This is a genomic window from Streptomyces sp. NBC_00989 (assembly GCF_045162655.1).
Lineage (GTDB): Bacteria > Actinomycetota > Actinomycetes > Streptomycetales > Streptomycetaceae > Streptomyces.
This window is the reverse complement of sequence record NZ_CP108728.1, coordinates 3,337,129-3,357,598: the sequence shown is the minus strand read 5'-3', so window position 1 is coordinate 3,357,598 and position 20,470 is coordinate 3,337,129. Positions and strand designations below refer to the sequence as shown.

Annotated in this window: 16 protein-coding genes; 7 read left to right on the top strand and 9 right to left on the bottom strand. The window is 71.4% G+C overall.

Features of this window, described 5'->3' with window-relative positions; all coding sequences use genetic code 11:
- The first annotated feature begins 55 nt into the window (after positions 1–55).
- Positions 56–1,537 carry a 3' terminal RNA ribose 2'-O-methyltransferase Hen1 gene (locus OG714_RS14375; protein ID WP_406121122.1) on the top strand — a complete coding sequence of 494 codons (1,482 nt, stop codon included), beginning with the start codon at positions 56–58 and terminating at the stop codon, positions 1,535–1,537.
- Positions 1,534–4,116 carry a polynucleotide kinase-phosphatase gene (locus OG714_RS14370; RefSeq protein WP_406121120.1) on the top strand — a complete coding sequence of 861 codons (2,583 nt, stop codon included), beginning with the start codon at positions 1,534–1,536 and terminating at the stop codon, positions 4,114–4,116. Before OG714_RS14375 ends, OG714_RS14370 begins: the two co-directional genes overlap by 4 nt.
- Positions 4,117–4,200: 84 nt before the next feature.
- On the opposite strand, the gene OG714_RS14365 is transcribed toward OG714_RS14370, so the two are convergent.
- Complete coding sequence (locus OG714_RS14365; protein WP_406121118.1) at positions 4,201–5,100, bottom strand: hypothetical protein; 900 nt, start codon at positions 5,098–5,100, stop codon at positions 4,201–4,203.
- Entirely contained in the window at positions 5,097–6,137 is a 1,041-nt protein-coding gene (locus OG714_RS14360) for an SPFH domain-containing protein (protein ID WP_406121116.1), read from the bottom strand. The genes OG714_RS14365 and OG714_RS14360 overlap by 4 nt, the downstream gene beginning before the upstream one ends.
- Positions 6,138–6,323: 186 nt before the next feature.
- On the opposite strand from OG714_RS14360, the gene OG714_RS14355 reads away from it, so the two are divergent.
- Together OG714_RS14355 and argF are read left to right on the top strand one after the other, a co-directional pair.
- Positions 6,324–7,547, top strand: a complete 1,224-nt coding sequence (locus OG714_RS14355; RefSeq protein ID WP_365608607.1) for an arginine deiminase — start codon at positions 6,324–6,326, stop codon at positions 7,545–7,547.
- 114 nt (positions 7,548–7,661) lie between these two features.
- On the top strand, positions 7,662–8,669 hold the full coding sequence (argF, locus tag OG714_RS14350) for an ornithine carbamoyltransferase (protein WP_406121114.1): 1,008 nt from the start codon (positions 7,662–7,664) through the stop codon (positions 8,667–8,669).
- A gap of 23 nt (positions 8,670–8,692) precedes the next feature.
- Here the strand turns inward: argF and OG714_RS14345 are convergent, their stop codons facing one another.
- The 6 genes from OG714_RS14345 to OG714_RS14320 all read right to left on the bottom strand — a co-directional run bounded on the left by OG714_RS14345 (position 8,693) and on the right by OG714_RS14320 (position 13,392).
- Entirely contained in the window at positions 8,693–9,148 is a 456-nt protein-coding gene (locus OG714_RS14345) for an ATP-binding protein (protein ID WP_406121113.1), read from the bottom strand.
- Positions 9,149–9,422: 274 nt separating this feature from the next.
- Positions 9,423–10,634, bottom strand: coding sequence for a sulfate adenylyltransferase subunit 1 (locus OG714_RS14340; RefSeq protein ID WP_406121111.1), 1,212 nt, complete (start codon positions 10,632–10,634; stop codon positions 9,423–9,425).
- 2 nt (positions 10,635–10,636) lie between these two features.
- Complete coding sequence (gene cysD, locus OG714_RS14335) at positions 10,637–11,557, bottom strand: sulfate adenylyltransferase subunit CysD (RefSeq protein WP_406121109.1); 921 nt, start codon at positions 11,555–11,557, stop codon at positions 10,637–10,639.
- A complete protein-coding gene (cysC, locus tag OG714_RS14330; RefSeq protein WP_406121107.1) occupies positions 11,554–12,105 on the bottom strand; it encodes an adenylyl-sulfate kinase in 552 nt (183 codons plus the stop codon). The genes cysD and cysC overlap by 4 nt, the downstream gene beginning before the upstream one ends.
- 154 nt (positions 12,106–12,259) lie before the next feature.
- Positions 12,260–13,087: a PaaX family transcriptional regulator C-terminal domain-containing protein gene (locus OG714_RS14325; protein WP_406121105.1), complete on the bottom strand. Its 828-nt coding sequence runs from the start codon at positions 13,085–13,087 to the stop codon at positions 12,260–12,262.
- 110 nt (positions 13,088–13,197) lie between these two features.
- Positions 13,198–13,392, bottom strand: a complete 195-nt coding sequence (locus tag OG714_RS14320) for a DUF5999 family protein (protein ID WP_406121103.1) — start codon at positions 13,390–13,392, stop codon at positions 13,198–13,200.
- Positions 13,393–13,677: 285 nt separating this feature from the next.
- On the opposite strand from OG714_RS14320, the gene OG714_RS14315 reads away from it, so the two are divergent.
- Entirely contained in the window at positions 13,678–14,109 is a 432-nt protein-coding gene (locus OG714_RS14315) for a DUF6299 family protein (protein ID WP_406121101.1), read from the top strand.
- Between the two features lie 85 nt (positions 14,110–14,194).
- Here the strand turns inward: OG714_RS14315 and OG714_RS14310 are convergent, their stop codons facing one another.
- Positions 14,195–15,448: a hypothetical protein gene (locus OG714_RS14310; RefSeq protein WP_406121100.1), complete on the bottom strand. Its 1,254-nt coding sequence runs from the start codon at positions 15,446–15,448 to the stop codon at positions 14,195–14,197.
- 310 nt (positions 15,449–15,758) lie between these two features.
- Between OG714_RS14310 and OG714_RS14305 the strand changes: the two genes are divergently transcribed.
- Both OG714_RS14305 and OG714_RS14300 read left to right on the top strand, forming a co-directional pair.
- A complete protein-coding gene (locus tag OG714_RS14305) occupies positions 15,759–19,103 on the top strand; it encodes a right-handed parallel beta-helix repeat-containing protein (protein WP_406121098.1) in 3,345 nt (1,114 codons plus the stop codon).
- Positions 19,100–20,380: a S8 family serine peptidase gene (locus OG714_RS14300; RefSeq protein ID WP_406121096.1), complete on the top strand. Its 1,281-nt coding sequence runs from the start codon at positions 19,100–19,102 to the stop codon at positions 20,378–20,380. Before OG714_RS14305 ends, OG714_RS14300 begins: the two co-directional genes overlap by 4 nt.
- Positions 20,381–20,470 lie beyond the last annotated feature (90 nt).

Here is a 20,470-nt window from a genome sequence, read left to right as displayed (position 1 = left end):
GGTGGTGCGCTTCCCCAGCTCAGAGGCCCAGTAGACGTTTCGAGGCATACCCACCGTGTTCCTGACCATCAGCACCACCGGCACCCCCGAACGCCCCGCCACCGACCTCGGTTTCCTGCTGCACAAGCATCCCGACAAGGCGCAGGCGTTCTCCACGTCCTACGGCAAGGCGTACGTCCTCTACCCCGAGGCGGATCCCGGGCGCTGCACGGCGGCGCTGCTGCTGGAGGTCGACGCGGTGGCGCTGGTCCGGCGCGGCAAGGGCAAGGGGCGCGGCGGCGCGCCCGACGCGGCGCTCGCGCAGTACGTCAACGACCGTCCGTACGCGGCCTCTTCCCTGCTCGCCGTGGCACTGAGCGCGGTCTTCTCCAGCGCCATGCGGGGCGTGTGCAACGCCCGCCCCGAGCGCGCCGGACAGCCGCTGCCGCTGCGCATCGAGGTGCCCGCGCTGCCCGCGCGCGGCGGTCCCGATCTCGTACGGAACCTCTTCGCGCCGCTCGGCTGGACGGTCACCGTCGAACCGGTCGCGCTGGACGCCGAGTTCCCCGAGTGGGGCGACTCGCGCTACGTGAGCCTCGTACTGGAGTCGGAGACGCTGACCCTCGCCGAGGCGCTGCGGCACCTGTACGTCCTGCTGCCCGTGCTCGACGACGCCAAGCACTACTGGGTGGCGTCCGACGAGGTCGACAAGCTGCTGCGCGCCGGTGAGGGCTGGCTGCCCGCCCACCCGGAGCAGAAGCTCATCACCAGCCGCTATCTGTCACGCCGTTGGTCCCTGACCCGCGAGGCGATGGAGCGACTGGAACTGGTGCGGCTCGCCGAGGCCGACGACAGCGAGGTCGAGGAGATCGACAACGCCGTCGAGCCGGAGACCGAGACCGAGGCGAAGCCCACGCCCCTCGCCGTGCAGCGCCGGGACGCGATCCTCGCCGCGCTCACCTCGTCCGGTGCCGCCCGCGTGCTCGATCTCGGGTGCGGGCAGGGCCAGTTGGTGCAGGCGCTGCTCAAGGACACCCGGTTCACGGAGATCGTCGGCACCGACGTGTCGATGCGGGCGCTCACCATCGCGAGCCGCCGCCTCAAGCTCGACCGCATGGGCGAGCGGCAGGCCTCGCGCGTCCAGCTCTTCCAGAGCTCGCTCGCCTACACCGACAACCGCCTCAAGGGTTACGACGCCGCCGTGCTCAGCGAGGTCGTCGAGCACCTCGACCTGCCCCGGCTGCCGGCCCTGGAGTACGCGGTGTTCGGCGCCGCCCGCCCCAGGACGGTCGTCGTCACGACCCCGAACGTCGAGTACAACGTCCGCTGGGAGACCCTCCCCGCCGGACACGTCCGGCACGGCGACCACCGCTTCGAGTGGACGCGCGCCGAGTTCGGTGAGTGGGCCGGGAAGGTCGCCCAACGGCACGGCTACGACGTCGAGTTCGTACCGGTCGGGCCCGACGACCCCGAGGTGGGACCGCCCACCCAGATGGCCGTTTTCACCATGAGCAGCACAGCCGAGCAGAAGACCGCGAAGGAGGAGAAGGCCGCATGACGAACGAGACGAACGAGATGAACGAGACGAACGAGACCCGCGTGAAGGCACGCACCCTGCCCGTCACCGACCTCTCCCTCGTGGTGCTGATCGGCGCCTCCGGCTCCGGCAAGTCCACCTTCGCGCACCGCCACTTCAAGCCGACCGAGATCATCTCCTCCGACTTCTGCCGGGGCCTGGTCGCGGACGACGAGAACGACCAGAGCGCCAGCCGGGACGCCTTCGACGTCCTGCACTACATCGCAGGAAAGCGCCTGGCCGCCGGCCGCCGCACGGTCGTCGACGCGACCAACGTCCAGCAGGACGGCCGACGTCAACTGATCGACCTGGCCAAGCAGTACGACGTGCTGCCCATCGCCATCGTGCTCGACGTACCGGAGGAGGTGTGCGCCCAGCGCAACGCCTCCCGCGTCGACCGGGCCGACATGCCGCGCCGCGTCATCACCCGCCACACCCGCGAACTCCGGCGCTCCCTGCGGGGCCTGGAGCGCGAGGGCTTCCGCAAGGTGCACGTCCTGCGGGGCGTCGAGGAGATCGACCACGCCACGGTCGTCACCGAGAAGCGCTACAACGACCTGACCCACCTCGCCGGCCCCTTCGACATCATCGGCGACATCCACGGCTGCGCCGCCGAACTGGAGACCCTGCTCGGCAAGTTGGGCTACGACGACGGTGTCCACCCGGCGGGCCGTACGGCCGTCTTCGTCGGCGACCTCGTCGACCGCGGCCCCGACTCGCCCGGTGTGCTGCGCCGCGTGATGTCCATGGTCGGCTCGGGCGACGCGCTGTGCGTACCGGGCAACCACGAGAACAAGTACGGCCGTTACCTCAAGGGCCGCAAGGTCCAGCATACGCACGGCCTGGCCGAGACGATCGAGCAGATGGAGGAGGAGACCGAGGAATTCCACGCCCGGGTAAGGGAGTTCATCGACGGACTCGTCAGCCACTACGTCCTCGACGGCGGCAAGCTCGTGGTCTGCCACGCCGGCCTGCCCGAGAAGTACCACGGCCGCACCTCCGGCCGGGTCCGCTCGCACGCGCTCTACGGCGACACCACCGGCGAGACCGACGAGTTCGGCCTGCCGGTGCGCTACCCGTGGGCCGAGGACTACCGGGGCCGCGCGGCCGTCGTCTACGGGCACACCCCGGTCCCGGAGGCCAGCTGGCTCAACAACACCATCTGCCTCGACACGGGTGCCGTGTTCGGCGGCAAGCTGACCGCCCTGCGGTGGCCGGAGCGGGAGCTGGTCGACGTACCGGCCGAGCAGGTCTGGTACGAGCCGACCCGCCCGCTGCGGACCGAGGCACCCGGCGGCCACGACGGCCGCCCGCTCGACCTGGCGGACGTGCACGGCCGCCGCGTGGTGGAGACCCGGCACGCGGGCCGGGTGTCGGTCCGCGAGGAGAACGCGGCGGCGGCCCTGGAGGTCATGAGCCGCTTCGCGGTCGACCCGCGCCTGCTGCCGTACCTGCCGCCGACGATGGCCCCGACGGCGACCTCGCATGTCGACGGCTACTTGGAGCACCCGGCGGAGGCGTTCGCGCAGTACGCCGACGACGGGGTCGCGCGGGTCGTGTGCGAGGAGAAGCACATGGGTTCGCGGGCGGTGGTGCTGGTGTGCCGGGACGCGGAGGCGGCGGCGAAGCGGTTCGGTGTGGACGCCGGGCACGGGGTGACGGGGTCGCTGTACACGCGTACCGGTCGCCCGTTCTTCGACGACGCGACGGTGACCGAGGAGATCCTCGGCCGACTGCGGATAGCGCTCGACGAGTCGGGCCTGTGGACGGAGCTGGACACCGACTGGGTGCTGCTGGACGCGGAGTTGATGCCGTGGTCGCTGAAGGCGTCCGGGCTGCTGCGCGGTCAGTACGCGGCGGTCGGCGCGGCCGCGGGGGCGGTGTTCCCGGGTGCGCTGGCCGCGCTGGAGGGTGCCGCCGGTCGGGGTGTCGACGTGGACGCGCTGCTGTCCCGGCAGCGTGAACGCGCCGCTGACGCCTCGGCGTTCACCGACGCGTACCGGCGCTACTGCTGGACCACGTCCGGCCTCGACGGTGTCCGCCTCGCCCCGTTCCAGGTCCTCGCGGTCCAGGGGCGCAGCCTCGCCGGACTCCCGCACGACGAACAACTCGGCCTGCTGGACCGGCTGGTGGAGCACGACAGCACCGGCCTGCTCCAGACCACACGCCGGCTGTACGTCGACACCGGTGACCCCGAGTCGGTACAGGCCGGCGTCGACTGGTGGCTGGAGATGACGGGTCGTGGCGGCGAGGGCATGGTCGTCAAGCCTGTCGGCGCGGTCGTGCGCAGCGAGGCGGGTCGACTGGTCCAGCCCGGTATCAAGTGCCGTGGCCGTGAGTACCTGCGGATCATCTACGGTCCGGAGTACACGCGTCCCGACAACCTCGCCCGGCTGCGGGGGCGGTTCCTGAACCACAAGCGGTCGCTGGCGATCCGGGAGTACGCGCTCGGTCTCGAATCGCTTGACCGGCTGGCCGAGGGGGAGCCGCTGTGGCGGGTGCACGAGGCGGTGTTCGGGGTGCTGGCGTTGGAGTCGGAGCCGGTGGATCCGCGGTTGTGACGGTGCGGGTGGGTGGGGGCGGGCGTCCCTGGGGCTTCGCCCCTAGACCCCCGTTTCCCACCCTCGCGTCTCGGGCGTTCACGGTCACCCGACCAACCGCAACCTCTCCTCACACACCCCCACCCGCACCCCCTGCCCCCAAGTCAACTCCACCGCATCCCCCTCCATCCCGTCCCCGAACACGATCAACTGCTCGGACTCCACGGTGAGTTGCAGCCCCGCCGACCCGGTCAACTCACCCGCCACCAGCGACGTCCCGGTGACCGGTGAAGGCCACGCCTCCCGTACGAACCACACCAGTCGGTTCTCCGAGGGGTGTGGCAGGGCGAGGGCACTTCCCCGCTCCTGCCACACCGACCGGAGCCACCCCGTGGCCCCGGTGCCCGTTCCCACGAGCACCCCGGAAGACGCCTGGGCCTCGACGACACCCCCGTCGCCCTCCAGACCCAGGCGGTATCTGGCCGTCTGATGACCGACGGGTCCCAGATAGATCTCGTTCAGCGCGACCAACCGCTGTGTGTCGTCGGCGACGGCCTCGACCATGGTCAGTTCGTCCACCCCGGTACCGGCCGCGCGCGCCGAGGGCAGCAGCGCGGCCGCGGCCGACGGGCGGTGCCGTACCAGGACGCCCGGGTTGCGTCCGGGGTCCGTGTCGAAGCCCAACACCGGTTGCCCGGCGAGGTACTTGGCGACGTTCGCGACCAGCCCGTCCTGCCCGACGACCAGCACCACGTCCTCCGGAGCGAACAGGAACCGGTCCAAGTCGGCCCGCTCGACCTGGGTCTGACGCCAGGTCAGGGGAATCGCCGCCGACACCTCGGCCAGCGCCCGCCGGTTCCGGCGGTGCCGCTCGGCGACCTCCTCGATGTCACGCCCCCGCGACCGAAGGAAGTACGCGGCCTGCCCGTGCGTCCCGTGCCGGGCGACCAACTCCTCGTACTCCGTGGTCCGGTGGACGAGGACGGCCCGCGGGGCGAGACTCACGCGCCCGCCTCGCCGCCACCGAGCTTGCTCAACAACCCCGTCAGCACGTCCGGCGAGATCGTCACGCTGTCGATGTTCGGCAGGTTCTCCGCGAGCCGCGTCCCGGTGAGCGCGTGCAGGGTCGCCACGTCGACGTCGGCGTGCACCCGCAGCCACGCCGCCTGGGCATGCGCCCGCGCGTCACCCACCTCGCGCGCACCCTCGGCCTCGGCACGGGCCAGCCGTACGGAACGCGCCGCCTCGGCGTCGGCCAGCCGTACCGTACGTGTCGCCTCCGCCTCGGCCCGTACGCCGTCCGCGGCCGCGTGCTCCTCGGCCTCGCGGCGGGCGTTGGTGCCGCGCTGGTCGACCAACTGCTCCTCGCGGCGGGCGAGTTCGATCTGGCTGTCCAGTTCGTTCTCGGCGATCGCGCGCTCCCGCTCGACGGCCACCGCCCGGCGTTCGTAGGTGGCCTTGTCCGCCTCCTGCTGGATCTGTTCGCGGGCCGGGGTGCGCAGCGCCCGCTCCACCTCGGGCTCGGGGCGGATGGCCATCACGCGGACGGCGACGACCTCGATGCCGGTGGCCGGCAGTCGCGGTTCGGCGCCTAGTCCCGCCGCGATCCGCTCCCTTACCGCCGTCACCCCGTCGACCAGCGCGGACGCCAGTGGTGTCCGGGCGAGCACGGCCAGCGCGTGCTGCTGGGCCGTCTCGGTGAGCAGGGTGCCGAGCTGCTCAAGGGGCGATCCGCGCCACACGCCCGTGTCCGGGTCGACCGAGAAGTCGAGGCGTGCGGAGGCCAGGGCCGGGTCGCTGATCCGGTAGGTGACGGTCGCCTGGACCGCCACGTCCTGGAAGTCGGACGTACGGGCATGGAAGGTCATGGCCAACTCCCGGTCGTCGACCGGCACTTCGGACAGCGCGGCGGTCAACGCGCGGTACCAGAAGCTGAGTCCGGGCCCGTCGTGCAGCAACGTGCCCGAGCGGTGGTGCCGGATGTGCGCCGTAGGAGCCCCACGCAGGTGGCGCCAGCCCAGGCGCCGGGTGATGTCGGCCATCAGAGTCCCTCAGATCCCGTCGGTTCCCGTGGGATCCGGTCAGACCCCTCATCGATCTCGTCAGTAAGACGATAATCGCCCGGCCCACTTGTCGTCAAGGGGACGAAAACAAGTGGCGGTATGTGGAGGGGTGGCGGTATGTGAAGTAAGGGGGTGAACCCGGCCCGGGTTGGTCAGGATGGAGACATGGCACTCCATGTCGACTCCGAGACCGGGCGGCTTCGCCGCGTCATCCTGCACCGGCCGGATCTGGAGCTCAAAAGGCTCACCCCCAGCAACAAGGACGCCCTCCTCTTCGACGACGTGCTCTGGGTGCGCCGGGCGCGCGCCGAGCACGACGGCTTCGCGGACGTGCTGCGCGACCGAGGTGTCGCCGTCCATCTCTTCGGCGACCTGCTCGCCGAGTCCCTGGCGATCCCGGCGGCCCGCGCGCTCGTCCTGGACCGCGTCTTCGACGAGAAGGAGTACGGCCCCCTCGCCACCGACCACCTCCGCGCCGCCTTCGAGGCCCTGCCCGCACCCGAACTGGCCGAGGCGCTCGTCGGCGGCATGACCAAGCGGGAGTTCCTGGAGGCCCACGCGGAGCCGACCTCCGTCCGCTTCCATGTCATGGACCTCGACGACTTCCTCCTCGCCCCCCTCCCCAACCACCTCTTCACCCGCGACACCTCCGCCTGGATCTACGACGGCGTCTCCGTCAACGCCATGCGCTGGCCGGCCCGGCAGCGCGAGACCGTCCACTTCGAGGCGATCTACCGGCACCACCCGCTCTTCCGCGCCGAGAAGTTCCACGTCTGGTCCGAGGGGCAGGCCGACTACCCGTCCACCATCGAGGGCGGGGACGTGCTCGTCATCGGGAACGGCGCGGTGCTCATCGGCATGAGCGAGCGGACGACCCCGCAGGCCGTCGAGATGCTCGCGCACAAGCTGTTCGCCGAGGGCTCCGCGCGGACGATCGTGGCCCTCGACATCCCCAAGCAGCGCGCCTTCATGCACCTCGACACGGTGATGACGATGGTCGACGGCGACACCTTCACCCAGTACGCGGGGCTCGGGATGCTCAGGTCGTACACCATCGAACCGGGCGTCGGCGACAAGGAGTTGAAGGTCACCGACCATCCGCCGGAGCACATGCACCGCGCGATCGCCGCCGCCCTCGGTCTGGACGGGATCCGTGTCCTGACCGCCACCCAGGACGTGCACGCGGCCGCGCGCGAGCAGTGGGACGACGGCTGCAACGTCCTCGCCGTCGAGCCCGGCGTCGTCGTCGCCTACGAGCGGAACGCCACCACCAACACGTATCTGCGCAAGCAGGGCATCGAGGTGATCGAGATCCCCGGCAGCGAACTGGGCCGGGGCCGGGGCGGGCCGCGCTGCATGAGCTGCCCGGTCGAGCGGGAGGCCGTGTAGGCGTCCAGGGGGCGGACTCTCCCGTATAGAAATGCTAGGAGTCGTATAGAATTCCAAAAGACCTTGTACCCGTACCTGTATCCGTACCTGTACCCGCACCGATGGAGCGCCCCCATGGCGACAGTCCCGACCGCCCTCGCCGGCCGCCACTTCCTCAAGGAGCTGGACTTCTCCGAGGAGGAGTTCCGCGGTCTGATCGAGCTGGCCGCCGAGCTGAAGGCCGCCAAGAAGGCCGGGGGCGAGACGCGGTACCTGTCGGGCAGGAACATCGCGCTGATCTTCGAGAAGACCTCGACGCGCACCCGCTGCGCGTTCGAGGTCGCCGCGGCCGACCAGGGGGCCTCGACGACCTACCTCGACCCGTCGGGCTCGCAGATCGGGCACAAGGAGTCCGTGAAGGACACCGCGCGGGTGCTCGGTCGTATGTTCGACGGCATCGAGTACCGCGGGGACAGCCAGGCGGCCGTAGAAGAGCTGGGTGCGTATGCGGGCGTGCCGGTGTACAACGGCCTCACCGACGACTGGCACCCCACCCAGATGCTCGCCGACGTGCTCACGATGACCGAGCACAGCGACAAGCCGCTCAAGGAGATCGCCTTCGCCTACCTCGGTGACGCGCGCTTCAACATGGGCAACTCGTACCTGGTCACCGGCGCGCTGCTGGGCATGGACGTACGGATCGTCGCCCCGAAGTCGTACTGGCCCGCCGAGGAGATCGTCACCGCCGCCCGCGCGCTCGCCGAGCGCAGCGGCGCGCGCGTCACGCTCACCGAGGGGATCGAGGAGGGGGTGGCGGGCGCCGACTTCGTCGTCACCGACGTCTGGGTCTCCATGGGCGAGCCCAAACAGGTCTGGGACGAGCGGATCACGGCTCTCGCACCGTACGCCGTGACCATGGACGTCCTACGGGCCACCGGCAACCCGGACGTCAGGTTCCTGCACTGCCTGCCGGCCTTCCACGACCTCGGCACCAAGGTCGGCCGCGAGATATACGAGACCCACGGCCTCGACTCGCTGGAGGTCACGGACGAGGTCTTCGAGTCCGCCCACTCGGTCGTCTTCGACCAGGCGGAGAACCGACTGCACACGATCAAGGCCGTACTGGTGGCCACGCTGGCCTGACCAGGTCTTATGTCCTACGGCGGCTATCCCGCCGGGTGCCACTGCGGCGGTACGACGGGCAGCCGGAACCACACCGCCTTGCCCGACTCGGTCATGCGGTGGCCGCACGACGAGCTGAGGGCGCGGATCAGCAGCAGGCCGCGACCGTGCTCCTGCCAGGGGTCGGGCTCCTCGGTGACGGGCTTCGTCAGGCTTCCGGGCGGCTCGGGGTCGGGGTCGTGCACCTCGACCTGGCAGCCGGTGGGCAGCAGCTCGACCACGAGCTCTATGGGGGCGTCACCGGCGGTGTGCTCCACCGCGTTCGCGACCAGCTCCGCCGTCAGCAGCTCCGCGGTGTCGCTGTCGGCCGTGTACTTCACCTCGGACAGAGCCGTACGGACCAGTGCGCGGGCCACCGGCACGGCCGCGGCGGTGTGCGGCAGTGCGATGCGCCAGGAGGCGGATGCGGAAGGGCGTTCTTGCAAGGCGGGTCCGTTCATGGAGCAGGCTGTCCTGCTTTCAACTATATGAATGGTACGGCGCCCTTTGTCAGAGTCTGTCGACGGGCTCCGCACGGGACCTTCGTCCCGGTACCGAGCGGCATACCCCGTTCAACGGTCCCCCTCGCGCGACAGCTCCCGTTGTTACCGCGCTATTGACGTCTCGTGACGGATGCGACGGCGACAGGTCATTTCGACGGTTATTTGGGCAGGGCACGAGAACGCCCTCGGGCCCCGTTCGCAACGGGGCCCGAGGGCGTTCTGCGGGCGAGGATCAGGCCAGGTCGGCCATCCCCGCGGTGAGCGTCGCACCGTCCGCCGGGTCGATCACGAGGAACGCGCCCGTGCGGCGCGAGACCGCGTAGTCGTCCAGCGCGAGCGGCTCCGCGGTGCGCAGGGTGATCCGGCCCAGGTCGTTCGCGGTCAGCTCGGCCGCGCCGCCGAGGTCCCTGACGATCGCCTTGACCGTGCGGGTCGTGTGCCGCAGGAGCACCCGGTCGCCGACCCGCAGCGGCCGGTCGGCCAGATGGCATACGGCGGCCCGGACGTCCTGCGTGAGCGTGGGCCCGTCGGCTCCGGCCGTGATCATGTCGCCGCGCGACACGTCCCGTTGGCCGGCGAGCCGCAGACCGACCGACTGGGGCGCGTACGCCGCGTCGGCCTCGGTGCCGAGCACGGAGATCCCGGTGATCTCGGAAGTCTCCCCGGAGGGATGCACCGTCACCCGGTCACCGACACGCAGCGAGCCGGACACCAACTGGCCCGCGTACCAACGGACTTCACCGTCACGGATGACGTACTGCACGGGAAAGCGGGCCGGTGCGTCGGACGGGTCCGCGCCGACCGGGACGTCCTCCAGGAACTCCAGCAGGGCCGGGCCCTCGTACCAGTCCATGTGCGCCGAACGGTCCACCACGTTGTCGCCGACCAGCGCCGACACCGGGATCGGCGTGAAGGAGGGCAGCCCCAACTCGGCCGCGTGGCCCGCGAATTCCTCGACGATCCGCTCGAACACCGGCTGCTCGTACCCGACCAGGTCCATCTTGTTGACGGCCAGGACGACGTTGGGCACCCGCAGCAGCGCCGCTACGGCGGCGTGCCGCAGGGTCTGTTCCACGACACCGTTGCGCGCGTCGACCAGGATGATCGCCAGCTCGGCGGTGGAGGCACCGGTCACCATGTTGCGGGTGTACTGCACGTGACCGGGCGTGTCGGCGAGGATGAACCGGCGCCGGGGCGTGGCGAAGTAGCGGTACGCCACGTCGATGGTGATGCCCTGCTCCCGCTCGGCCCGCAGACCGTCGGTGAGCAGTGCGAGGTCGGGGGCGTCCTGGCCGCGGTCGGCCGACACCCGCTGCACCGCCTCCAGTTGGTCGGTGAGGACCGACTTGGAGTCGTGCAACAGCCGTCCTACGAGCGTGGACTTGCCGTCGTCGACCGAACCGGCCGTCGCGAACCGCAGCGTGTCGATGGTGGTCGTGCTCATGTCTAGAAGTACCCCTCGCGCTTGCGGTCTTCCATCGCGGCTTCGGACATCTTGTCGTCGGCACGCGTCGCGCCCCGCTCGGTGACCCGGGAGGCGGCGATCTCGGTGATGACCTGTTCCAGCGTCACCGCGTCGGAATCCACGGCACCCGTACACGACATGTCACCGACGGTCCGGTACCGGACCTGGCGCTTCTCGACGGTCTCGCCCGACTTCGGGCCGCCCCACTCGCCGGCGGTCAGCCACATGCCACCGCGCGCGAACACCTCGCGGTAGTGGGCGAAGTAGATCTGGGGGAGTTCGATGCCTTCGCGGGCGATGTACTGCCAGACGTCCAGCTCGGTCCAGTTGGAGAGCGGGAACACGCGGACGTGTTCGCCGGGGGCGTGCCGCCCGTTGTAGAGGTTCCACAGCTCGGGCCGCTGCCGGCGCGGGTCCCACTGCGAGAACTCGTCCCTCAACGAGAACACCCGCTCCTTGGCGCGGGCCTTCTCCTCGTCCCTACGTCCACCGCCGAACACGGCGTCGAAGTGCTCGCTCTGAATGCGTTCGGTCAACGGCACGGTCTGGAGCGGGTTCCGTGTCCCGTCGGGGCGTTCGCGCAGCACACCGCGGTCGATGTAGTCCTGTACGGAGGCCACATGGAGGCGCAGTCCATGTGCGGCGACCACACGGTCGCGGTACTCAAGTACTTCGGGGAAGTTGTGTCCGGTGTCCACATGGAGCAGCGAGAAGGGAACCGGCGCGGGGGCGAACGCCTTCAGCGCCAGGTGCAGCATGACGATCGAGTCCTTGCCGCCGGAGAAGAGGATCACCGGCCGCTCGAACTCGCCCGCCACCTCACGGAAGATGTGCACCGCCTCGGACTCGAGAGCGTCCAGGTGGGAAAGGGTGAAGCCTTCTGTGGTCGGCACCGCGCTCACACCAGCCCCCGCTCGGACAGCACCGCGTACACCGCGTCCGCCGACTCCTGCGGGCTCTGCGTCTGCGTCGGCAGGGTGAGCGCCGGGTCCGTGGGCGGCTCGTACGGGTCGTCGACGCCGGTCAGGCCGGTGAGCTGACCCGCGGCCTGGCGGGCGTAGAGGCCCTTCACGTCGCGCTCGCTGCACACCTCGACGGGGGTCGCGACATGCACCTCGATGTACGGCGTCCCGCTCGCCTCGTGGCGCTTGCGGACGGCCTCGCGGCTGTCGGCGTACGGGGCGATGACCGGGACGACGGAGAGGACGCCGTTGCGCGCGAGCACCTCGGAGACGAGGCCGATGCGCTGCACATTGGTGTTGCGGTCCTCGCGGGAGAAACCGAGGCCGGCCGAGAGGAAGCGCCGTACCTCGTCGCCGTCGAGCACCTCCACGCGATGTCCCTCGGCCTTCAGACGTTCCCCGAGATACCGGGCGATCGTCGTCTTGCCCGCACTCGGCAGTCCGGTGAGCCAGACGGTGGCTCCCTGAGCCCTTGCCGTGGTGGTCATGCGCAACAGTCCTCTTTCTTACCCGACGAGCGACGTCGTCGAAGGCTAGGTAAGAACTCTGAGAGGACCTGCTAAAGAAGCTGAGGTTTAGCTGAGTGACTGATGGTGCGCAAGAGGTCGCACCCTTTCGTCATGAACTGTTCATGATCGGCCGCTACGACGACTGCGGCCGCACCCCCGCGAACGTCGCCCCCGCGTCCCGCAGCCGCTCGTGCAGCGCCCGGAACACCTCCGCCGAGCGGGCGCCCGGCCAGTCCCGGGGGAGCAGGCTCGCGGGCAGTCCGGGGTCGACGTAGGGGAGATGGCGCCAGGAGTCGAGGGCGAGGAGGTAGTCGCGGTAGGCGTCCTCGGGCGGGGTGTCCGCGCGCCGCTCCCAGTCGCGCAGCACGCGCGCGTGGCGGTCGAGGAACGCCTGGTGCTGTGCGGCGATCGCGGGCAGGTCCCACCAGCGGGCGACGGCCTCGGCGGTCGCCGCGAAGCCGAGGTGCTCACCGCGGAAGAAGTCCACGTACGGGTCGAGCCGCAGCCGCTGGAGGATGTGCCGGGTCTCCTCGTACAGACGGGCGGGCGCGATCCACACGCCTGGGGCGGCGGTGCCGAAGCCGAGGGCGGCCAGCCGGGAGCGCAGGACGTGCCGCTTCTGGCGCTCCGACTCGGGTACGGAGAACACCGCGAGCACCCAGCCCGCGTCGTCCGGGGGAGTGGTCGCGTAGACGCGTCGGTCGCCGTCGTCGAGCAACTGCCGTGCCTCGGGCGAGAGTTGGTACCCGGCGGCGCCCTCTGCCGTACGGGCGGGCAGGAGCAGCCCGCGCCGTTTGAGACGGGACACCGACGAGCGCACGGAGGGCGCGTCGACGCCGGCCGCGGCCAGGAGCCGGATCAGTTCCGCGACCGGAACCGGGCCGGGCACGAAGCGGCCGTACGCGCCGTAGAGCGTGACGATGAGAGACCGTGGAGCATGCTGGTCGGACACGTTGATCATCTTAGGCCGACGGCATCGCTGCTGGTCACCTCGGGTGCGCAAGCTGAACTTCCGCGGTCCGCGGGTCGCCCCGAGGGAGCTGGTGCCGTTACTGCGGGAGACCGGAACGGTCAGGCGGCGACGGCGAGTTGGTCCGCCGGGACCCGGTGCGGGGCGACGATCCGGCCGTCGGCCAGCAGGGCGCCCGTGTCGTCGAAGACGATCGCGCCGTCGCACAGCAGCGTCCAGCCCTGCTCGGGGTGGGCGGAGACGATGTGCGGGGTGCGGGTGTCGGTCACGGGGCACGAGGGCTGGTGGGAACACATGGCGTACCTCCACGTCGGATGCGATCCGTTCCGGCGGCTCCGTCACCGCCCCGCATCGCATATACAGACCATCCTCCCGCCGCGAACTCATCGGAACCGCCCGCTGTGAAGCGTGACAACACGCGGACAACACTCGGACGGTTCCACGACGCTCGGTGCGGACTCGCCACCGAAGGAGTGACGACACGACAGTCCGTGCGGACTCGCCACCGAAGGAGTGAGGGTCACGGGAGTCGGGGCCGCGGCCCGGTACCAGTGGAGCCCCCGACTCCAGGAGGTATTCCCATGTCCCTGCGTTCCGTCCTCGGCACGGCGGCCGGTGCCGCGCTGCTCCTGCTGGCCGCGGCCCCCGCCGCGACCGCGTCCGTTGCCCCGTACGAGACGGTGACGGTCGACCCGACGGGCACGATCGCCCCGGACGGCACCGTCACCCTCTCCGGCACCTACCGCTGTCTCGGCAACTCGGGTGCCGCCTTCGTCAGTTCCTCCGTCGTCCAGGGCGACTCCCCGGTCCGGCACGGCATCGGCGGCACGCGCGCGGTCTGCGACGGCACGGAGCACGCCTGGGAGAACTCGGGCAAGCCCTCGTCCGACCCGCTCACCCCCGGCGCGGCGCAGGTCGAGGCCACGGTGATGGAACTGTCCTCCGGGGGCGGCCTGCCGCTGCCGCGCTTCCACGCGACGCACCGCCAGGACGTCACCCTCACGGAGAGCTGAGCCCGCGGCGTCCCCGCACTCCGAAGCCCGCCACACGCCTCCGGCCCGACCCCAAGTGGGGCCGGGCCGGAGGTAGTTGGATCCGTCAGTGCTGGGTGTTGCTGGCCCAGATGGCGGTCGAGCCGCCGGAGTAGATCACCATGTTGCCGTCGCCCTGGAGCCGGAGGATCGAGCCGTCGTGGCCGGCGGTGTTGCTGGCCCAGACGGGCTTGTTGCCCGAGGTGTAGACGACGAGGTTGCCGTCCGCCTGGAAGACCGCGTGGTAGTTCGAGCCGAAGGTCATGGTGGCCCAACGGGCCTTGTTGTTCTCGTCGTAGAGGACGAAGTTGCCGTCGGTCTGCATGCGCAGCCGCGCGTTCTTCGCGTTGATGGACTGGCCCGCCTTCAGCACCCGGGTGGCCGTGACGAGGATGTCCGACGGATAGCTGGACTTGGTGGTGGAGCTCGACTTCGTCCCGGACTTGGTCGTGCCGGACTTGGTCGTCGTGGACTTCTTCGTCGGCTTCGCCGCCGCGGTCGGCTTCTTCGTCTTCACCGTCGTCGGCTCGCTCACCGGCTGTGCGGCGGTGCCCTTGCCCGGGGAGGTCTTGTGCGGTGTGGCGATCTTCGGTGAGGCGTGCGCGGCGGGAGCGGACGGGCTGCCCGAGGCGTACGCCCCGGCGCCCTGCGGCGCGCCGTCGCCGAGGATCGTGCCCGCCTGGTCGGCGACCACACGGTCGTGGGTCTCCGGCGTCCGGTCCCGGCTCATCAGCAGTCCCGGTACGGCGATCAGCAGCGCGCCGAGCACCGCCGCACCGGCCAGCAGCGGGCGGCCCGGGCGACCGACGGACGCGGCCGCCGTGTCTCCGGTATGGGGCCCGTCCCCCTCGGGGGCACTCGCGGCCAGCGCCCCGACGAGGGCTTCGGCCTCGGCCTCCTGCCGCGCCGACCGGGCGGCGGCAGCGGATTCCGGACCGGCCGGTCCTGAGGGTCCCGAGGGACCTTCCGCTGTATGGCCGCTGCCGGCGAGTGCCTCGGTCTCCGCCGCCGACGTAGCGGGGCGACTCAGCTGTGCGGCGACGGCCTCCGCCGAGAGTTCAGCCGCGACGGACTCCGCGGAGAGGGTCCCGGGGGAACCGGCAGCCGCTGAGCGGGACTTGGGCGCCTCGCCCGTCGCACTCCCCGAACCGCTCGCCGGGGTGGACGTCGTGGCGGTCTCCGCGGCGGACGCCGCCGATGCCGAAGTCGATGTCGTCGGGTCCGCCGCCGTCGCTTCCCCGGCCGGGGCGCCCGTCACAGAGATCTCTGCCGCGTTCTCTGCCGCCGTATTCCGCGCGGCCGGTCCGGTTCGGTCTGTCATCCGCCCTGTCCGCTCTCATTCGCCCAGCAGTTCGTCGTACGTCTGTGCGCGCAATCCTATTCACGTCCTGTCACGCGCATGCGCCAACAGCGGTTCCTTTCACCGGAGTTAACAATCGTCACGCACAAGCCCCGGCGCTGGTACGGCCGTTGCGCAACAGCCCATAATTCGCCGTACGGCACTGTTGTGCCGCACCGTGCGCACCCGCTCCGAGCGTTCCGCTTTCCGGACCGGAGTGGGAACGGGCGTGCGGGGACGGCATGATGGGGTTGCCGCAACCGACAGGTGCCGACACGAGGAGGTCAGCTGAGTGCGCCAGGTACTGACGGTCTGTCCGGAGGGCACCGGGGACGCCCGGACGATCGGAGAGGCCCTGGCCAGGGCGCGCGGAGGCGCGGTGCTGAGTGTGCGCCCGGGGACGTACGAGGAGAACCTCGTCGTCACCACCCGGGTCACCATCGTCGCCGAACAGGCGCGCGGCACCGTCCGGTTGGCACCGCGCAAGGGCATCGTGATCTCGCTGCGCGTGGACGCGGTGATGCTGACCGACCTGGTGGTCCAGGGCCAGGACGAGGAACAGCCCGCCGTGGACGCCTCGCACGGGCAGGTCGCGATGCAGGGCTGCGATCTGTCCGGCGCCTCGTGGACGACTGTACTGGCCCGCAACTCGGGCTCGTTGGCGATGCGCGAGTGCCGGGTGTCCAACCGCACCGGCGCCGGTGTCGTGGTCACCTCGTCCACGGAGAGCTCGCTGGAGTCCTGCACCTTCGAACACTTCGGCACCAGCGGCGTGGTGATCAGCGAGCGCGGCCGGGCGACCCTGCGCGGCTGCACGGTGCGCGACGCGCGCGGCAACGGCGTGCTCGCCAACGGCGACGCCCAGGGCTCCGTCGAGGACTGCGACCTTTCGTCAACGGACAAGCCCTCACTGGCACTTGAGGAGCGCAGCGGCATACGGGTGCTGCGGACGGTGATCCGCGACACCTCGATCGGCGTGCATGTGACCAGCACCGCCCGCTGCGAGCTGGAGGAGGTGCGGGTCACCGGCAGCAGCGGGCCCGGCATCATCGTCTCGCACGGCAGCGACCCGGTGCTGGTCCGCTGCCGCACCGCCCGCACCACGGGCAACGGCCTGCTGGTGACGGACCGTTCGCGCGGCACCTACGAGGACTGCTGGCTGACCGGCGCCCAGATGGCGGCGCTGCGGGTCGCCGGAGCCTCCTCGCCCACGCTGACCTCGCTGACCGTCCGGGACGGCGAGTCGGACGGCGTACTCCTCGAAGAGGACTCGGCGGCCGAGCTGGAGCGCGTGGAGATCATCGACGTCAAGGGCGCCGGTGTGGTGATCCGCGGCAACGCCAACCCGCTGGTGCGGCGCGCCCGGATCACCGGCGCGGGCGGCTGTGGCGTGTCGGTGCGCGACGGCGGGCGCGGCCGGGTGGAGGACTGCACGGTGGAGGCGCCGGGCGGCGCGGGCGCGGAGGTCGCGGCGGGCGGCAACGTCTATCTCGCGGGATTCAAGGTCAACAACCCCGGCGGTGCCGGTCTGGAGATCGGCGGCGAGGGCACGGCCGCGCTGCGCGACGGCGAGCTGGTCTCGGCCGGCGGCTGCGGTGTACTCGTGGACGCCGGCGGCGAGTTGACGGCGAACCGGGTGCGGACCGCCGCGTCCGCCGAGCACGGTTTCCTGGTCCGCGACGGCGGCCGGGCCTCCCTGAACGGCTGCGAGGCCGCCGGCAACGACCGTGACGGCATCCGCGTCGAGTCGGAGGCGCCGGTGTCGGTCGTGGGCTGCACGGTGCGCGACAACAAGGGCGGCGGCCTCGTGCAGGCCAAGGCGGGCGGCCGGCTCGCGGTGGAGAATCTCACCAGCACCGGCAACGAGTCCCGCGACGCCTGGGGCTTCGGCGAGGCCGAGGGCACCGACCCGGCGGGCACCGTGTCCGCCTCCGAGGGCCCCGGCCGGCCCGACGGACCGATGGTCGCGCTGGAGAGCCTCATCGGCCTCGACAACGTCAAGGAACAGGTCCGCACCCTCGTCAACCTCACCCAGCTGGCCGCGCGCCGCGCCCAACTCGGCATGTCCGCACCGCCGATGAGCCGCCACCTGGTCTTCGCCGGTCCCCCCGGCACCGGTAAGACCACCGTGGCCCGCCTCTACGGCACGATCCTCGCCGAGCTGGGCGCCCTGCGCTCCGGGCACCTCGTCGAGGTCTCCCGCGCCGACCTCGTCGCCCAGGTCATCGGCGGTACGGCCATCAAGACCACCGAGGCCTTCGAACGGGCCCTGGGCGGTGTGCTGTTCGTCGACGAGGCGTACACCCTCACCGCCGACTCCCGTGGTTCCGGGGCCGACTTCGGGCGCGAGGCCGTCGACACCCTGCTGAAGCTGATGGAGGACCACCGCGAGGACGTGGTCGTCGTCGCGGCGGGCTACTCCGACGAGATGCGCAGCTTCCTCGGCTCCAACCCCGGTCTGGGGTCCCGCTTCTCACGCACCGTCGAGTTCGAGAACTACTCGGTGCCGGAGCTGGTGGAGATCATGGAGAGCATGTGCGTACGCCACCAGTACGCGCTCGCCGACGAGACCCGGCACGCCCTCGCGGTGCACTTCGAACGGATACCCAAGGACGCCGGGTTCGGCAACGGCCGTGCCGCACGGCAGGTGTTCGAGGAGATGGTCGACCGGCAGGCCGTACGGCTGTCCGCGCTCACCGACGTCACCGAGCAGGACCTCTCCCTGCTGCTGCCGCAGGACATCAGCGAGGAGGCGGCCCGCACCGCCGCCGACGGCCCGAACGCCGTCGACCCCGGCGACGACGCGCTCAGCAGGCTGGACGCGCTGGTCGGACTCCACGCGGTCAAGCGGGACGTCACCGACCTCGTCAACCTGGTGTCGACCGCCAAGCAGCGCGAGGCCGCCGGACTCCCCGTGCCCCGGCTCAGCCACCACCTCGTCTTCACCGGCCCGCCCGGCACCGGCAAGACCACCGTGGCCCGTCTCTACGGCGAACTCCTCGCCTCCCTGGGCGTGTTGCCGCGCGGCCAGCTCGTCGAGGTGTCCCGCGCCGACCTCGTCGGCCGATACGTGGGTCACACCGCGCAGTTGACCCGCGAGGTCTTCGAACGGGCCCTGGGCGGTGTGCTGTTCGTCGACGAGGCGTACACCCTCACCCCGCGTGAGGCGTCCGGCTCCGACTTCGGCCGGGAGGCCGTGGACACCCTGCTGAAGCTGATGGAGGACCACCGCGACAAGGTGGTCGTCATCGTCGCCGGCTACACCCAGGAGATGGAGACCTTCCTGGCCTCCAACCCGGGCCTGTCCTCCCGGTTCTCGCGCCGGGTCGAGTTCGCCGACTACTCCTCCGACGAGCTGGTCACCATCGTCCGCGAGCACGCCGTACAGCTCGGGTACGAGTGCGCGGCCGGGCTCGGGCCGGTGCTGCGGCAGTACTTCGACGGGCTGCCCCGCGACCGGTCGTTCGGCAACGCGCGCACCGCCCGCCAGATCCTGGAGCGGATGATGACCCGACAGGCGGGCCGGCTCAGCAGACTGGCCGTCCCCAGCCTCGACGACCTGCGCCTGCTGCTCCCGGAGGACCTCGCCGACCCGACGACCACGTCTCCCACCTCCAGCGGGGCGGCCCGGGCGTGACGGCGACACACGGCAAGGTCCGCGCCGCCGGTCTGGCACTGCTGCTGACGGCCGCCGCGAGCGCGACCGGCGCCGGATCCGCGGCGGCGGGTGGCGCCACGGTCCAACTCCCCGTGCTGGCCGCACGGTTGGACGCCGACGCGGCCTGTGCGGCGGGCTCGGACCAGCGCGCCACCGACGTGCCCTGGGAGCAGGTCTCCCTCCAGCTCAGCCGCACCTGGCCGTTCGCGTCGGGCACCGGCGTGACCGTCGGCGTGGTCGACACCGGGGTCTCCTCCGCCGCCCCCGCGCTGAAGGGGCGGGTGACGGCGGTCGGCGACGCCGGGACCGACTGCGTGGGACACGGCACCTTCGTGGCCGGGCTGATCGGGGCCGCCGTAGCGGACGGTGTGCGGTTCGCGGGGGTGGCGCAGCAGGCGCGGATTCTCGCGGTGCGGGGCAGTGACGCGCGCGGGGCGGTCACCGCCGAGCGGGTCGCGGACGGCATCCGGGCCGCGGTGAACGGTGGGGCGAAGGTGGTGACGGTGTCGGCGGCGCTCGCGGGCAACACGCCCACGCTGCGCGCGGCCGTCGCGCTGGCCGCGAAGAAGGACGTCCTGGTGGTCGCGGCGGCCGTACCGGACACACCGGCGACGGCGACCTCGGCGACGGACAGTCCGCCCGCCCGCGACTACTACCCGGCCGCCGACGACGGCGTGCTCTCCGTCCTCGACGTGGACGTCGACGGCAAGCGGCCGACCGGCGCGTACACGACCTCCAGTGCGGCGATCGCCGCGCCCGGGGACGGAGTTGTGGGCATCGGCCCGAAGAAGGCCGGCCACTACATCGGCTCGGGTGCCTCGCTGGCCGCCGGTTTCGTGGCGGGGGCGGCGGCGCTGGTGCGCTCCGTCCACCCGGATCTGACGGCCGCGCAGACCGCGGCCCTCCTCCGCGCCTCCGCCTACCCGGCCGACGTGCCCCGCCTCGACCCGTACGCGGCGGTCACCACGGTCCTGAACGACGCCTCCGCACAGGCCGCCGCCGGCGACCCAGGCACCCCGGTCCACCTCCCGGCCGACAAGGCGGCCGGACCACTCCGCCGCGCCCTGTGGCCCGCGTCGGCGGGACTCGCCGTGATCATCGGGGTGGTCTGGCTGGGGCTGATCCTGCCTCGGGGGCGCCGCTTGGGGTGGCGCCCGTCGCGGCCGGAGCGTGCGGCCGGGCCCGAGCCCGAGTCCGAGGGCGCGGAGAGCCCGGTCCCGGTGGGCACCGGTGCCCAGAGGACCTCGGAGAACTGACGACCGGACCGGTCCTCGCGGACACGACGCACAGCGTGAAACGGAACGGCCCCGGGCGATGGACAGTCGCCCGGGGCCGTTCCGTTCGGT